The 14753-nt window shown below is 69.2% G+C and carries 15 protein-coding genes, 1 tRNA gene and 1 pseudogene; 7 read left to right on the top strand and 10 right to left on the bottom strand.

Annotated features, from left to right (window positions below):
- Positions 1-193: 193 nt before the first annotated feature.
- A complete protein-coding gene (locus PPSIR1_RS34360) occupies positions 194-1144 on the top strand; it encodes a tyrosine-type recombinase/integrase (protein WP_006975859.1) in 951 nt (316 codons plus the stop codon).
- Between the two features lie 101 nt (positions 1145-1245).
- Here PPSIR1_RS34360 and PPSIR1_RS34355 read toward each other — a convergent pair.
- From PPSIR1_RS34355 to PPSIR1_RS34345, 3 genes are all read right to left on the bottom strand, one after another.
- Positions 1246-1318, bottom strand: a tRNA-Ala gene (locus tag PPSIR1_RS34355).
- Positions 1319-1796: 478 nt separating this feature from the next.
- Positions 1797-2516: a hypothetical protein gene (locus tag PPSIR1_RS34350; RefSeq protein ID WP_006975858.1), complete on the bottom strand. Its 720-nt coding sequence runs from the start codon at positions 2514-2516 to the stop codon at positions 1797-1799.
- Between the two features lie 51 nt (positions 2517-2567).
- Positions 2568-2906 carry a hypothetical protein gene (locus PPSIR1_RS34345; RefSeq protein WP_006975857.1) on the bottom strand — a complete coding sequence of 113 codons (339 nt, stop codon included), beginning with the start codon at positions 2904-2906 and terminating at the stop codon, positions 2568-2570.
- A 297-nt stretch (positions 2907-3203) separates the two neighbouring features.
- On the opposite strand from PPSIR1_RS34345, the gene PPSIR1_RS34340 reads away from it, so the two are divergent.
- From PPSIR1_RS34340 to PPSIR1_RS34320, 5 genes are all read left to right on the top strand, one after another.
- Positions 3204-3875, top strand: coding sequence for a hypothetical protein (locus tag PPSIR1_RS34340; protein ID WP_006975856.1), 672 nt, complete (start codon positions 3204-3206; stop codon positions 3873-3875).
- 151 nt (positions 3876-4026) lie between these two features.
- On the top strand, positions 4027-4851 hold the full coding sequence (locus tag PPSIR1_RS44670; RefSeq protein ID WP_157596274.1) for a hypothetical protein: 825 nt from the start codon (positions 4027-4029) through the stop codon (positions 4849-4851).
- Between the two features lie 188 nt (positions 4852-5039).
- Entirely contained in the window at positions 5040-5990 is a 951-nt protein-coding gene (locus tag PPSIR1_RS44665; protein ID WP_006975854.1) for a hypothetical protein, read from the top strand.
- The gene (locus PPSIR1_RS34325) at positions 5987-6613 is read left to right on the top strand and encodes a hypothetical protein (RefSeq protein WP_006975853.1); all 627 of its coding nucleotides are present in this window, start codon (positions 5987-5989) and stop codon (positions 6611-6613) included. Before PPSIR1_RS44665 ends, PPSIR1_RS34325 begins: the two co-directional genes overlap by 4 nt.
- 138 nt (positions 6614-6751) lie before the next feature.
- Complete coding sequence (locus PPSIR1_RS34320; RefSeq protein ID WP_006975852.1) at positions 6752-8056, top strand: PQQ-binding-like beta-propeller repeat protein; 1305 nt, start codon at positions 6752-6754, stop codon at positions 8054-8056.
- 5 nt (positions 8057-8061) lie between these two features.
- Here PPSIR1_RS34320 and PPSIR1_RS34315 read toward each other — a convergent pair whose 3' ends face one another.
- A complete protein-coding gene (locus PPSIR1_RS34315; RefSeq protein ID WP_045117333.1) occupies positions 8062-9450 on the bottom strand; it encodes a cytochrome P450 in 1389 nt (462 codons plus the stop codon).
- 74 nt (positions 9451-9524) lie between these two features.
- Between PPSIR1_RS34315 and PPSIR1_RS44660 the strand changes: the two genes are divergently transcribed.
- On the top strand, positions 9525-10166 hold the full coding sequence (locus PPSIR1_RS44660; protein ID WP_006975850.1) for a TetR/AcrR family transcriptional regulator: 642 nt from the start codon (positions 9525-9527) through the stop codon (positions 10164-10166).
- A gap of 21 nt (positions 10167-10187) precedes the next feature.
- Here PPSIR1_RS44660 and PPSIR1_RS34305 read toward each other — a convergent pair whose 3' ends face one another.
- The 6 genes and pseudogenes from PPSIR1_RS34305 to PPSIR1_RS34280 all read right to left on the bottom strand — a co-directional run.
- Entirely contained in the window at positions 10188-10571 is a 384-nt protein-coding gene (locus tag PPSIR1_RS34305) for a SpoIIAA family protein (RefSeq protein ID WP_006975849.1), read from the bottom strand.
- Between the two features lie 214 nt (positions 10572-10785).
- Positions 10786-11580: a hypothetical protein gene (locus PPSIR1_RS44655; RefSeq protein WP_006975848.1), complete on the bottom strand. Its 795-nt coding sequence runs from the start codon at positions 11578-11580 to the stop codon at positions 10786-10788.
- Between the two features lie 43 nt (positions 11581-11623).
- A complete protein-coding gene (locus PPSIR1_RS34295; RefSeq protein WP_157596273.1) occupies positions 11624-12502 on the bottom strand; it encodes a hypothetical protein in 879 nt (292 codons plus the stop codon).
- On the bottom strand, positions 12499-14169 hold the full coding sequence (locus PPSIR1_RS34290; protein ID WP_006975846.1) for a zinc metalloprotease: 1671 nt from the start codon (positions 14167-14169) through the stop codon (positions 12499-12501). Before PPSIR1_RS34290 ends, PPSIR1_RS34295 begins: the two co-directional genes overlap by 4 nt.
- 15 nt (positions 14170-14184) lie before the next feature.
- Complete coding sequence (locus tag PPSIR1_RS34285) at positions 14185-14565, bottom strand: DUF4150 domain-containing protein (RefSeq protein ID WP_006975845.1); 381 nt, start codon at positions 14563-14565, stop codon at positions 14185-14187.
- 5 nt (positions 14566-14570) lie between these two features.
- Positions 14571-14753: pseudogene (locus PPSIR1_RS34280) on the bottom strand (hypothetical protein); the annotation flags it as partial.

Here is a 14753-nt window from a genome sequence, read left to right as displayed (position 1 = left end):
GAAGTCCGGATCCATGGCCTGGGGGCGGGCGCGAGAGCGCGACTTGTTGCTGGAGGCGCTGGAGGCACCCTCGACGAGCGAGGGGGCTGAGCGCGAGACGAGGTCCAAGGGTGGGCCTCGGGGGTCTCGCCGCCGCTCATCCCCGGGGCGGCGTGGATCCTCGACCAAGGACCAGGGGAAGCGAAGGAAGAAGGTGCCGACGCTCGCGGAGTTCGCTCCGCGCTACATGGACGGCTACGTGCGAGCGAACCGACAAAAGCCAAGCACGATCGAGAGCAAGGAGTCGCATCTGAACGCGCACCTCATCCCCAAGCTCGGGGAGATGCGCCTCGACCAGATCGACAACGAGACGGTGCAGCGGCTCAAAGGCTCGATGAGCTCGATGAGCAACAAGACCGTCAACAACGTGCTGACGACCCTCAACACCATGCTCAAGTGCGCGGTGGAGTGGAAGATCCTCGAGGAGATGCCGGCGAGGATCCGGCTGCTCAAGGTCACCAAGCGCGAGGCCGCGTTCTTCGACTTCGACGAGTACGAGCGGCTGGTGGCGGCGGCCGGCAAGGTCGAACCGTGGGTTCAGCTCATGGTCTTGCTCGGCGGTGACGCGGGCATGCGACCGGGCGAGGTCCGGGCGCTGCACTGGACCTCGGTGGACTTCCAGCGTCAACGGCTGACGATCGAGCGCAACGAACACAAGGGCAGCTTCCTGCTGCCGAAGCACGACAAGATCCGGCGGGTGCCGATGACGGACGCAGTGGCGCAGGCCCTGAGTGCGCATCGACACCTGCGGGGGCCGCTGGTCTTCTACCGAGACGGGGGCTACGCAGCGGGCAAGGTGATGTCGCCGAGGTACCAGCGCTACTGGCTGGACAAGGCGCTGCGCCGGGCCAACCTGCCGGACCTGGGGCCGCACACGCTGCGGCACACCTTCTGCTCGCACCTCGCCATGCGCGGGGCTCCCGCGCGAGCGATCATGGAGCTCGCGGGACACCGAGATCTCCTGACGACGCAGGGCTACATGCACCTGTCACCGGCGGCGCTCGAGTCGTCGATCGGGCTGCTCAACCGGGCCCGGCCGAGCTGGGCTCAGGCGGCCAACGGGAGCGGGGCTGGGAGCGGAGGGTCGGGGTCGGACGACCCTTAAACTGGAAAACCCGCATCCAGGATGCTCCGTTGTTTTGGAGACATTCTGGAGACGGGCTCCGGTGAAACCTAAAAGCTGAGTGATTTCAGCGTTTTAGGGGATGGAGGCAAGGAGACTTGAACTCCTGACCTTCGCACTGCCAGTGCGATGCTCTCCCAACTGAGCTATGCCCCCCTGGGGTCCGGCAGTTGAGTTCCTCGTGCCGGGAGCGGGTGTGTATCGCGGCCGAGGGCGAGGGTCAAGGGTTGGTGGATCAAAAGTGCTTGGGAGTGTCCGCACACATCGTTCGTGGGGCTCGAGTCTAGGACGTGGGGCAGGGAGGCACCAACCCACGGGGGTGCGCCCAGGGTCCACGGTGGCGAGGCGATCTCGCTCGAGGAGCTTCGCAGGGGGAGTCCCCTGACTCCATCGCCTGCTCGAGCTCCGCGACAAACTGCGCGAGATGGCTCTTTGAGAGTGCAAGGGACAGTGATGTCGCGGATGCCTTCTCATCGCTTTTGCCGAGACACGGCGTCCCAGAAGTGCTTGGAGAACTCTTCGCGTGGGTCAGGGCGGCACGCCACTGTCGACGAGAGGTCCAGAGGCTCGAGCTCGGGAGAACTCCCAGGTCGGCGAGGAGGCTGCCGAGCGTGCTCCAAGCGTCGGCCGAGGCTCAGAAGGTCCGCTCTCTGGGTGTCGCACAGGTCAGGCCGTCGAGGGCTGAGCTCCCCTCGCAACCAATGACCGCACCCGCGACGTGGCCCCGTGTCCCGCTGATGTGCAGCACTCGGGATCTATCGATGGGGAGGAGGCGGCCCATGGGCGGGATGTCGCGCCAGTTCTCCAATTTTTTCGACAGGCGAAGCCCGACGCCACCATCACCAATGACCATCTGGTAGCCCCGTCGGCGCTGGCCATCGAATTCGGAGCCGAAGAACACGACAGCGCTTCCTGCGTCGCTCTCGATCACCGACAGGTCGGATGCGAACACGCGGCGCCCGACCAAACGGGCGATCGGGCGCCCTCCCACGCGGACGCTGCCGCGAGCGAGGGAGGGACGCTCGACCACGAGTTCTCCCGTGGACGTCATCGTGACGTCTCCGTTGATGAGTGAGCGTGGGAGCGGGGCGGGCTCGTACCCGACGACAGTCATGAACATCCGGGTTTCAGCCAGGCTGCTCGAAGGGGACCAGGCGAACTGCAGGCCCTTTGTGGTGTAGTGGAGGGTGAAGGACGCGTAGGTGCTCGCGTTCGAGTGGGTCTCTCGCTCGAGCAGCTCGCCGGTCGTGGGGGAGCGCCGTTCAATGGTGAAGTCCGGCTCGAATCTCTCGGAACCGTCGACGAGGTAGGCGACCGCCAACTGCTCCGCCGTGGCCGCTAGCGCGAGGTTCATGGCTGGCTCGTGAACCTCCGAAGACATCCAGATTCGCTGGGTCCAGCTGACCTAGGTCCCTACGACACGGGACACTTCCACGGGGAAGGGCTCCGCCGGGAAGGCGTGGTGTGGGCCACGAAAATATTCACGCGACGGTGCGAGGGCGATCAAGAACCCATCGGGGAGCGGGAGGGCCCCGGCCACCTGGCCCTTGACTTCGCCCAAGCCTGTTACTTGGGTGTCGTCGCCCGCGCTGGTCGTGACGTGGATGCTTGGAGTCGCGGTGTCGTGGCGCCAGCTCATCTCGGCGGATGAGATTTCGTTTTGCTGGAGCTGGGGGCGCTCTTCGAGCAGTATGACCGTGCCGCCGTCGAAGCGCGCGCTCCAGCGCCAGCCTTGCGAGCGCATGTGGCCAAGCGGGCACGATACTGGGGTGCACTGCCCATCGAGGCTCACGGGCCTGGCGATGGGTGGGCTCGCACATGCAGCGATGCCGAGAGAGCCCAAGATGGCGAGGCGAGCGTGCCACACGGGGGTCTATACGCGGAGTCAGCCTGTTCCTAACAGGATCTACGTAGCCGTGGGGCCGACATCGCGGCCTGCCTCGAGCTGGCGGCTCCTCGCTGTGGTGGTGGGAGCAAGCGTCGTTGAGGTGCATCTACGGCGTAGCGGACACGGCGGGCCGGCTGTCGTAGAGTCGGCGCCATGCGAGGCCCCGACACACCGCTCGAGGTCCCCAAGGTCGGGTTCCTCGACGCGGACTATTTTCGGGGCCTGTCTGCCCCGATGCGCGAGCGGTTGGAGGTTGCTGGCGTCCCGAGCATGGGCTCAGTCGCGCAGCTGCGCTTGTCGACGGAGGGCATGGACCAACGCGAGCTCGAGTCGGCGTTTCGCTACCACGACATGCGCGTTCGCTACGGCGCGTCGCTCGACGCGGTGTGGACGGCCTACACCTGCTCGGACCCGTGCAGAGGCTGGGACGGCGGTGGGATCCGCTACGCCTTTGCCTACTCCCGAGCGACAGGGGCGATCTATCCCCGAACGAGCGACGTGGCCGTTCCACAGCAGGAGGGGACCGGCTTCTACCTCGACTTGGAGGTGTTCGGGTTCGAGATGGCGGTCGGCGTCGAGCTCACCCGGATCGACGCCGCCGCGAAGATCATCGAGTTCACCTACCTCGCCGGCGGCAACACCCGTGGCAAGCAACGAATGAGCTTTGCGGAGCTCCGCGGCGAGACGGTGATTCGGCACGAGACGTGGTACCAGTGCGCGCAGCGGATCCGGGGATGGTTGTATCCGGCTGGGCACGCCCGGACGGTCAGCGCCTTCCATCAAAACATTGCGCGCGCGAGTGGGCTCATGCCCCGCGCCTCATGACGAGTCGTTGTTCCTCGGAGCCCTCTCGGCGAGCGCTCCGCGGCCCACCTTCGGCCCTCGTCTCGGGTTCAGCCCCTCACGCTGAAGGAGGCCGCAGAGCCCCGAGAGGCGCTGTTGCGCGATGTCTGGGTCGGCTATCATGGTATTCGTGATGATAGCGAAACTGCCGGTACGCCTCCTCGCGCTCGTGCTCGGCTTTTGCGTGGCAGGGTGCGCGTCCATGTTTGACTACAGGGCGCCCCAGGCCGTCACCGAGTGGGTGTACAACAAGCCCAAGGGGGAGAAAGGGGAGGCGGCGAGCTCCTGCGATGTTACGAATGAGGAGAACCGCCTGATCTCACCGTGGAAGGAGTATTGGGAGAGCGGCCTTCCCGTCGAGACGGTCTATGCGGCGTGCGAATGTCAGTGGAAAATCTACAAGCGAAACGAGCGCCGCGAAAAAGTGGAGAAGTCTCGGTTTGGGCTCTCCGTGGCGGGGGCGATTGTAACCGGGGTTAGCGGAGGCGCGACGGCCACGCTCGGGGCCGTCGTGGCCGGTAGTGACGCTCCGTCCTCCTCGCTCACGGGGGTGATGGCGGGTGTGGCGGCGTTGACAGCCGTGGCGGGCATCATGACCGGAATCGTCAGCGTCTTGCCAACGACGACCAAACAAAATGGAGATAGCGCCCTCGCGTGGCAGTACTGGACGAAGGGGATGAGCGAGCTGGCTGTTTGGAAGCACGCCGCTGAGGGTAGTGACGAGAAAGGCGAGGCGCTCGGGAAGGCGCACGTGGCCTTCGCTCACTGCGCGAGTGATCACGAGATTCTGGGCACGGTGGTGTCTCCCGACTCGGGGCAGCCGAGCGGGCCCAAGGAGGCAAAAGAGGCGCAGGAGCCGAACGAGCCTGACGGTGCCGAAAGCGACGGCGGGCGCGTCGACGTGCAGCGGCCCAGGTCTGCGCTGGATGTTCCCGCTCCGCGGCTCATTCACGGGTGACGCTGGACCCCACTTTCGCGGTGGTCCGGGTGTGGGAGAGGCCCAGACTGGGGCTGTGCTGAGTATCTGTAGCGCTTGTTTGTCCGGGGGACTCCTCGCTAGCCTGAGTCGTGGCGCGGGCGAGAAGGTCGAGAGGGGAGCGAGCACGACCGGGCTCGTGGGTCGCCTGGCTTGGACTGTGCGGACTCGTGGCCTCGCTCGGCTGCGCTCCGACGGGCTTCGAGGCGCGGCTGTCTTCCCTCGAGGAAGAGGAGGCCGAGCGTCGCCAGCGGCTCGACGAGCTCGAGCACCAGATCACGCGGGCCGAGCTGAAGGTCGATCACGCGAAGGCTCGCGTCGCGTACCACGACTGCAAGGTGACCCGCGCGACGATCGACGCCAAGACCGTGCTCTATCGGGCCCAGTGTTTTCAGGACATCTCCGCGCACGCGCAGTGCGTGGCCGAGAACGAGCGCGACACCGCGGCTGGGGCGGCGCTTGGCTGTCTGCTCGGCGTCGGTGCGGCGGTCGTGACGGGCGGTGCGGCCGCTCCGGCGGCGCTCGTTGGCTGCGGCGGAGGTGCTGCGCTTGGCTACGCGACTCGGGAGAAGTGCGGAGACATTCCCCGCTGCGCGTCCCAGGTCAACGAGATGGAGAGCCTCGTCCTGGCCGAGTACGGGCTCACGAGGGCACCGACTTGCACGGCGCCGCCGGAGCTCGTCTTGCCCGAGCGGCCGGAGCCACCAAAGCCCTCGGCAGCCGAGCCCGAGCCCCGGAGTCGCCCCGTCGCCCGGCGGACCGTCTGCGCGGACCAGCGCGTCGAGTGGATCGAGTTCTCTGCGCCGCCCCGAAAGGCGAACGGTCAGGCCTGGGACGCCCGAGGGGGCGCGCCCGATCTGACCTACCTCATTCGGGTCGAAGGGGGCGGTACCTACGAGTCGAAGCGGCACGAGGGGCTGACGTGGCGGCACGAGCCGGACCGAGACATCCGGGTCGCACCCCAGCAAAAGGTGACGATCCAGCTGCTCGACGCCGACCTCCAGAGCGCCGAGAACATCGGGGTGTTTCGTTCGCTCGTGGCCATCGACACCCGCGAGCCCGCGAGCCTCGAGGACGGGGAAGCTACCGCCAGGATCAAGTTCCAATGCGTCGAGGAGTGAGCGTCGTCGTCGTCGCCGTGTTGGCGGCGAACATGGTCGGCTGCGCCTCGAGCTCCGCGCAGGTACGGCTCCAGCGCTTGGAGCATCGGGCAGACGCGGACGATGCGGCGATCGAGGACTTGTCCGAGCGCGTGGCGGCCTTCGAGGCCTCGGTCGACGAGCTCGTGGGCTTGTACGGCGCGGTCTCGTCCGAGCTCATGGCCGCGGAGGAGAGGCTCCAGCGCGCGACCGCCCTGGCCGAGGAGAGCGCCCAGGCCTTTGGGCAGGCCGCGGCCGCCTACGAGGCCGCGGAGAAACGGTGGCGCCTCGTCACCATCTCCCTGCTCGCGGCCGCGACCTGGGACTACGCCGGGCACCTGTGCAGCACGCGCATGACGACGGCCGCGTACCGCGAGCAGCTGAAGAAGAAAGGCATCAACCTCGACGGGCTCGACGCGGACCACGGGCTGCCCAAGAGCCGGGGAGGGGCCGACCATCCCCTGAACTATCGGATGATCGATTCGAGCCTCAACCGCTCTCTGGGGAATGACGTGATGCGGAAGTTGATGGCGCATCCGCTCCACCTGTTGCGGGGCGCCGTGGCCTCTGCGTTGATCAGGCTGCGCTGTTCTCCTCGGCTGTGAGTCGCAGCGACCGCGGACGCTCGTTGACACCGAGGTCAGCGTTGGTGGGAGCATCTCGGGAACGACGGACGAGAAGGGGAAGGCCGAGCCTGAGCGCGCGTGCCCGTCCCGTCTCGACAGCTTGTTAGACTCTGCCCTGTGCCGAGACGTCTCCTCTCGCAGCTGCTCGTCACCACGACCGCCCGCGCCATGAGCCGGTCGCGCTGTCTGTGGCTGTCGGCGCTCGGGCTGTCGGCGTGCTCGCCGGATCCCGAGCCTGCGCCCGAGCAAAGCGTCGAGGCCCGGCCGGCCGTCTCTCCGAGCGAGCCCACGGAAGCCGAAGCACAAGCCGCGCTCACCGGTCGCGGCCCGAGTCTGTGGCGAGCGCCGTTGGACGCCCCGCCCTGGGCCCCGACGGCGCTGCAGCCCAAGTCCGAGGCGCAGCGCGTCCTGCCGCGGGCAGCCATCCTCCCCGAGGGACACACCGTCGAGTTCGCCGAGATGGGCTGGTTGGGCGAGGAGCTCCTGGTCCGCGGGGGGCTGGGGCTCGGCGACGTGGTGTTTCGCTTCGACCGCTCCGGGACCTTGCTCGGGACCCTCGACCTCGACGCGCTCGTCGGGGAGGTCGCCGGGGTCAACTGCAAGGCCAACGAGGCCGACCCGTACCCGCTCGAGATCGGGTCCGAGGGCTGGTTTGCGACCTCGGCGACCTGCTTCGAGGCCGACTACGTCTGGCTCATGAGCTTCGACGCGCAAGCGCGCGTAGTGGCCCGGAAGATCGTGACCCCGCGGCCGCTCCCGTGGGCGACCGTGGCGGGGCGCCGGGTGGTCTTCGACTACCGCCACGAGAACAACTACGACACGCTCTTGGTCGGCTACGACGCGGAGGGCGGGGAGCCGTGGCGGCTGGAGGTCGAGGACAAGCTGTCGGGGCTCACCGGGGTCGGGGATAGGCTGTTTTGTAGCGACTTTTCGGATCACTTGGTCGAGCTCGACCCCGAGACCGGGGCGAGGACGGCCGAGCACGCGCTGCCCAATGAGGGGGCGATCCGGCTCATCGCACCTGCCGGCGAGGGGGAGCTCGCCATCTTCTTCACCCGTGACCCGGTCGTGATCGTGGACCGAGACAGCGGCGAGGAGCGGCGTCGCTTCGAGCTGCGCGTCGGCGGTGAACGAAACCCCATGGTCTGGGCGGCCTGGCCTGGCCCCGAGGGTGGCTTTGTCCTGCACGTGGAGGCCCCCGAGGGCGAGCTCGTCCGCCGGGACCTGTGGCTGGTCGACCGCGCGGGCCGGGGGGTCGAGCGGCTGGCTGGGGACGTCATCGAGGCCGCTGTCACCGAGGTGGGCGGCGGTTGGCGATGGGCCGCCGCCGGGCGCTCGATCTCGCTGCCCAACGCCGTCGAGGTCCCGAAGCTCCGGGACGAAAGCTCTGCCGATCTGCTGGTGCTCGGCGAGCTGCGCTGAGCGGCTCAGGCCACGGACGACAAGTCTTGGGCCTGGGCCGCCCCGCGGACACGCAGCCGCATGCGCAGGCCGTGCTTGGGCCGCAAGGTGATGCCCGGCTCCATGTGGACCGCCTGCCCCGGGACCCGCTCGAGGTCGAAGCGCCGCACGAGCATGGCGAGGATCGCCTTGGCCTCGGTCAGGGCAAAGCCGGCGCCGATGCACACGCGGGGGCCCGCGCCGAAGGGCAGGTAGGCGTAGCGCGGCCGGCCGGCGCTGCGCTCGGGCGTGAAGCGGTCGGGGTCGAAGCGTTCGGGGTCCGGCCAGTGCTGAGGGTCGCGGTGCAGCACGTAGGGGCTGATCCCGATCATGGTGCCCTTGGGCAGGCGGTAGCCGCCGACCTCCACGGCTTCGCTGGGTTCGCGCTCGACGGCCCACACCGGCGGGTAGACGCGCATGGACTCCTTGAGCACGCGCTCGGTGTGCTCGAGCTTGGCGAGGTCTTCGGGGGTCGGGAGCCGGTCTCCGAGCACCTCGTCGACCTCGGCGCGCAGGCGCTGGACGTGCTCGGGGTGCTGCGAGAGCAGGTACCAGGTCCAGCTGAGCGCGTTGGAGGTGGTCTCGTGCCCGGCGACCACGAGGGTCATGAGCTCGTCGCGCAGCTGCCGGGCGTCCATGCCCTCGCCGGTGTCCTCGTCGCGCGCGGCCATCAGCATGTCGAGGAGGTCGCCGGGGCCCGAGCCCGCGCGGCGGCGCTCGTCGATGATGCCCTGGATGACGGCGTCGAGGGTGTCGCGGGCGGCGAGGGTGCGTCGGTTCTTGGCCGTCGGGATCCACAGGATGCTGGCGAGGGGGTTGCCGCCGACGTCGTTGATGTATTCGAGGACCGTGGACAGGGCCTCGCCGAAGGCCCTGGCCTCCCCCTCGAGGTCCTTGGACACGAGGGTCATGCCGACGATGCGCAGGGTCAGGCGCATCATCTCGTCGTGGACGTCGAGCTCGGCGCCGTCTCCGAGGCCGCGCCAGCGCTCGCCGAGGTCGCGGGTGCAGGCGCCCATGGCCTCGGTGAAGCTGGCCACGGCGCGGGGGCGGAAGGCCGGGCTCGACAGCTTGCGCTGGCGCTGCCACATCGCCCCCTCGCTGGTCACGAGGCCCTCGCCGAGCAGGAGCTTGAGCGCGGTGTAGACCTTGGACTTGGTGTAGCGCTGGGCGTCGGTGACGAGCACCTTGCGCACGTCCTCGAGGTCGCGGAGCGAGACGTAGGAGAAGGGGCCGAAGCGAAAGCGCACGTGGTCGCCGTGGTCGCGGTGGCCTTCGAGCATGGTCCGCGGACCGTCGTTCCACAGGGCCTGGAAGTGGCCGGTGAGCAGGCGCCCTGGGGGCGTGGGCATGGCTTTGAGGCTTCGTGTGGGCATGGCGCATTCTTTAAACATGAGGCTCACCTCATGTTTGACAAAATATGAGGGACTCCTCAGATTTGTCAAGAGCGATGGACTGGATCGGCAAGCACGAGATCGAGGGTCGCCGGCGCGTGCCTCAGCAGGCCCGCAGCCGCCGGCGCTACGAGGCGATCCTCGACGCCGCGAGCGAGCTGTTCGCCGACCATGGCTTCGACGCGACGACCATGGAGACCATCGCCGAGCGTGCCGAGACCTCGATCGGCAGCGTGTACCAGTTCTTCGCCCACAAGGAGGCCATCTACGAGGCCATGGTCGAGCGCCTGCTCGGGCGCGAGGAGCTGGTGTTCGCCGCCTTCAACGTGGCCGAGGTCGACCTCGACGACTGGGAGGCGGCCCTCGACGCGATGATCGACGGGTTCGCGGCGCTGTCCCAGACCGACCCGGGCTATCGGGCGATGCTGAGCTCTCCGCTGCTCTATGGGCGCGTCGAGGCCCGGGCCGAGGACCAGACCGAGCACATCGTGCGGGTGGGCGTCGAGCTGCTCGGGGAGCTCGCGCCGCACCTGTCCAAGCGGCGCCGGCGGACCGTCGCCCTGACGGCGGCGGAGGTCGTGACCGGGCTGCTGTTTGCGAGCCAGCGCTTCGAGGCCCGGACGGCCAAGCTCGTGCTGGGGGAGGCCAAGCACGTGGTCCGGGCCTATGTGCGCGCGGCGATCGAGGCGAGCGACTGACTGAGCCGGAGGTGGACTGGATCAGCCTCTGGGCTCGAGCAGCCAGGCGCGGGCCTCGGCCTCGGTCGCAAAGAACTGGGTCCGATCGGCCATGCCCGTCAGCCGCAGGATGACGCGCATGATCATCCGGTTCATGTTGCTCAGGCCATAGAGCGCGCAGCGGTCCCAGTTCATCTGCGAGACCATCGATTGGCTGACCTGGCGAGTCTCGCGGCTGGTCACGATCGCGGCCTGGGTCTGATCGACGAGGATCAGCCGCGGGCGTTGGCCCTCGAGGGCCTCGACGATCTGGCGCCCGACGGTCCTGGCTTGCTCGGGGCTGATGGGGCCGCGGATGTGCGAGCAGACGATGCCCTGGGTGTCTCGATAGACCTCGTGGGTCAGCGAGTCATCCGCATTGTCCACGGTGTCATGATACACGAGGCCCTGACCCCAATCGGGGATGTGGAGCTCGCGTGAGGCGGTTGGAGCCACGACCCCCGTAGGGACCTCCGCTCGATTCGCCGTCGTTGCCGTGTCCTTTGCGCTCGCGGCGGGCTGCGAGTCCCACCCCGGGGTCGGGCCCGGGGTCGGGCCCGGGGTCGGGCCCGGGGTCGGGGATGCGGGCGCCGTTTGTGTCTCACTCGGCCCAGGCTTGGGGGGCTTCGCAGTCGAGGAAGCTGCCCAGGTCTTCTTCGCTGCGGGGCTCCCCGTCTTTGTAGGTCGTGATGAACAGCTGCGGCGAGCGGGTGGCCGGGAGGTCTTCGCTCCAGCCCTCGGGCGGCGGCTCGCAGCTGCTGGTGCCGGCGCACGAGGCCGACTGCGTCGGGCCGACGAGCACGACGCTGCCGGCCGCGAGGGTGCAGGTCATGACCATGGACAGGTCGTTCCAGGCCGGGCAGATGCCGACGGCGTCGGCGTAGGCCCGCTTGTCGCCGCTGGGCTTGGACAGCGACCACCACGAGCCGATGGGGCCGGCGGGGCTGTCGGTGAGGCACTCGGTCGTCGAGCTCTCGGCGGTGAAGGCCCGGTAGATGGTCACGGGCTCGACGACCACGAGCACGTCGGCGCTGGCGATCCCGCCTTGGTTCTCGCCCTTGACCGGGCTGTACTCGCCGCCCGAGGGCGGGTTGTCGCAGTTGTCGGCGAGCACCGGGGGGACGACGTCGCTGTCCATCTCGCCCCACAGGCGGAAGTCGTCGAGGATCGGGCCGGTGAGGTCGACGTCTTCGGCGGTCCACGGCGAGAGCGCGCTGGGGTCGACGCGGCACTCGAAGTTCGCGTCGGGGGGCAGGGCCTCCTCGCTCGCGACCTCGGTGCTCGGGTCTGGAGCGGCGGCCGGCGAGGTGGTCTCGGGGGTCGACTTGTCGCAGGCGAGGGCGCCCACGGAGAGCAGCGACAGGGCGAGGGCGGCGAAGCGGTGCGGGGCGAGCATGGTGGGCGGAGGGTAGCCCAGCGAGGCTGGAGCGATGTGTCCCTCAGTCCAGTGGAGCGATGGAATCTCGTGGCTCGGTGTGTCGCCGCGCTCGGAGTCGCGCGAGGGGGCCCTGGCCCGACTCGATCTGCTCGAGCCACCAGCTCCAGGCGGGCCAACGCGCGAGCAGGTTGGCGTGGGCCTCGGAGCCGACGACCTCTCCCTCGAGGGCGGCGAGCTCGTAGCGAAGCAGGTCCGCCGGCGCGGCGAGGCCCCGCGGCAGGGTGTCGAACAAGGTGGCGAGCTCGTGGGCGGCGAGCTCGTGGGCGTCGTGCTCTCGCGCCCAGGTCGAGGCCCGCAGGCGCGCGTGCAAGAGCAGGGCCTCGTGGGCCCGCGGGCCGCCTCGCATGGCGGCCTCGGCGAGGGTGCGTTGGGGGTGGAGGACGGCGTCGATCCATCCGCCCGGTGGGCGCCGCGTCGCGGCCTCGGCCTCGGCCTCGGTCGGCGCCTCGAGGTCGAGCTCGAGGATCGCCTGGGCGCTGAAGGGCGAGGTCGCGGGGTAGTCGACCTGGATCTGGTAGTGACCCGGAGCCAGGCCCACGAGCGCGTCGAGGTCGACGATGCCCGCGCGGCGCTGGCTGGGGCCGAGGCTCCCGCCGTAGGGGAGGCCGTGGAGGTCGCTGCGAAAGCTCGGGCTCGAGCTCGCCACGACGGCCTCGCCCTCGCGGGCGACGACGCGCAGATCGGGGCAGCGCCCGCCGAGGGTCAGCGCGCCGAGGCCAGACAAGCTCAGCTGGGGGTCTGGGTTGTCGAGCTCGAGCTCGAGCCACAGGGGAAAGCCCGCGACGAGGTCCTGGCTCGCCCAGGCCAGGGACAGGCGGAGGGGCGGCGAGCCGAGGTCGGGCTGGTCGCTCTGGTCACCCTGGTCCGGTTGGTCGCTCATGGCCACCTCCACAGGTAGTCGTTGTCCTCGAGGTGGATCTCGCGCAGCGCCAGCAGGTGTCGCTCACAAAACTCGAAGCCCCGCGGGAGGTTGCGCCAGCGCACGAGGGTGTCGGTGCCGTCGCCGTAGGCCCAATAGTTCAAGATCGCCATGGGGCAGCTATGCCGCGCCCCCGCGACGGCCTGACGTCGGCCGCAGGAGTGGGGAAAGCCAAAGGCGTGGCACAGCTCGTGGATCGCGGTCTGGACGGCCTGGTCGGCGTTGCTGAAGTTGCCCATGAACACCAGGGAGCGGCCCGCAAAGTAGTGCTGATTGTTGTGCGGGTAGACCGGGGTGACCCCCGCCGCGCCGATGGCTCGGCCGGTCCGCACGCGGCACAGGACCTGCTGGCCAAAGCCGAGGCCCTGAGCGCTCAGGGAGCCTTGCGGCACATAGTCGCGCGGCCGGGCCATGGCGAAGGACAGGGTCCCGGTGGTGGTGCTCGAGCCTGGCTGCGGGTCGGGGTGGTAGCGAAGGGGGTGGACGGCGATGTAGGTGCAATTGCTCGAGGGGAAGCGGGTCGTGCCAGCGGCGTAGAACACCAGGTCGCGGTTGCCGTCCACGAGGTAGACCGCCGAGGCGTCCGCGCCCGCGGGCAGGACCACCGGGAGCACGACCGTGCGGACCGAGGCCATCGTGGCTGGCAGGGGGGGCGGCGTCGAGGTGTTGCTCGCCGGGAGGTCCGGGTAGACGTAGCGCTGCGGGTTGGTGGTACGCAGCGAGGTCGCCATGTTGGCCGCGATCAGCAGGAACCACCCCGGGCGGCGCGCGTGGGTGAAGTTCGCGGCGCAGAAGCTCGCGCCGGCGCCCTCGATGTCGTCCGTGGCGGTGAGCGCCCGGCGGTAGGGGATGCGGATCGAGGCGGTGAAGTCGAGCTGAATGAAGGCGAGCTCGAAGGCGTTGGCGACCCGGCCGACCTGGATGCCGGTGACGCCGCGCATGCGTCGATACTCGACGTCGACGCGCTTCCACATCGTCATGTCCCCGGTGTGGATCTGCGGCCCGGGCGTGGAGCCGACGACGACCCCGGCGAACAGCCGGTAGGCGTCTCCGCCGTTGTTGGTGCAGTGCATGCGCACGCGGCTGCGGCCGTTGACGATGGCCGTCTCCATCCCCCTTTGGTTGTTGACGACGGTGCCCGGGTAGTTCGGCAGCGCCTCGAACACGGGCCGCCGCGCGCCGTTGGGGCGGGGGTAGTCGCACTGGCCTCGGCTCGCGTGCTGACGGATGTAGTCGGCCGCGTCGGTGTGCATGCGGCTCAGGCTCGCGTCGCCGCGGGCGCTGACCAGCCAGCGGATCTTGGCGTTGCTCGGCAGGCTCTGGGCCGGGTCGCTGACCTCGACGGTGACGTCGATGTACTGGGTGTCCTTGGCCCGGACCCGCTGCCAGTTCTCGCCCCCGTTGGCCCGCGGTCGATGGTTGACGAAGATCCGCCCGCGGTTGTCCGCGGAGGTGTAGCCGGGCTGGTAGCCGCAGCGGATCGGGCGTCGATCGCCGCGCTGCTGGCGGTCGCTGAAGCCCGGTCGGTAGAGCCCGAGGATCTCCACGAAGCGCAGCCGAACCCCGCGCTCGGTGTCGGAGGCGGGTCCTGAGCCGCCCGCGGGGGCCGTGCCTTCGTTGACCTCCATGTCGGTTGCCTCGGCTCAGCCCATGGTGTTCTTGGCGTTGTGGAACAGGGGGTCGCCCAGGCGACACACGCCCTGGCCCTCGAACTTGACGTCGAAGGAGTAGAGCATGAACTCGGCGGCGTCGCGGTTGACCCCGCTCGCGACCCCGCCGGCGCTGCCAGCCTCGTCGCCCGAGGACTTGCTGTAGGTGGCGCCCTTGGTCATCGGCATCTCCCCGTCGCAGGTCACCGAGGGCGGGCCGCCGGAGGTGTCGGCGGACTGGGCGATGTTGGGGTAGGGGATCGGCACCGGCCCGCTGGGGGTGGGGGTCAGGCACACGTCGGGGAACACGACGCTCATGCCCCCGCTGCCTCCATGGGCGATGCCGCGGCCGTTGGCGAAGGTCTTTTGAGCCATCGTCCTCAGCCTCCAGCATACATCAACAGGGCGCCCCGAGGTCCCTCGCCCGTGCCGGCCCACACCAGCGCGGGGCCGCGAGATTGGCCTGCACGCAGGCGCAGGGCGGCGACGGCCGTCATCAGCGGGGCTAAGGCCGCGCCCGCGTCCCCGATGAACTCGGCGCTGTGGTGCAGGGCGTGGGTGGG

It is taken from the genome of Plesiocystis pacifica SIR-1 (assembly GCF_000170895.1).
In the GTDB taxonomy this organism is placed as follows: domain Bacteria; phylum Myxococcota_A; class Polyangia; order Nannocystales; family Nannocystaceae; genus Plesiocystis; species Plesiocystis pacifica.
The sequence above is the reverse complement of the archived record's forward strand: the minus strand, read 5'-3'. Positions and strand labels throughout refer to the sequence as shown.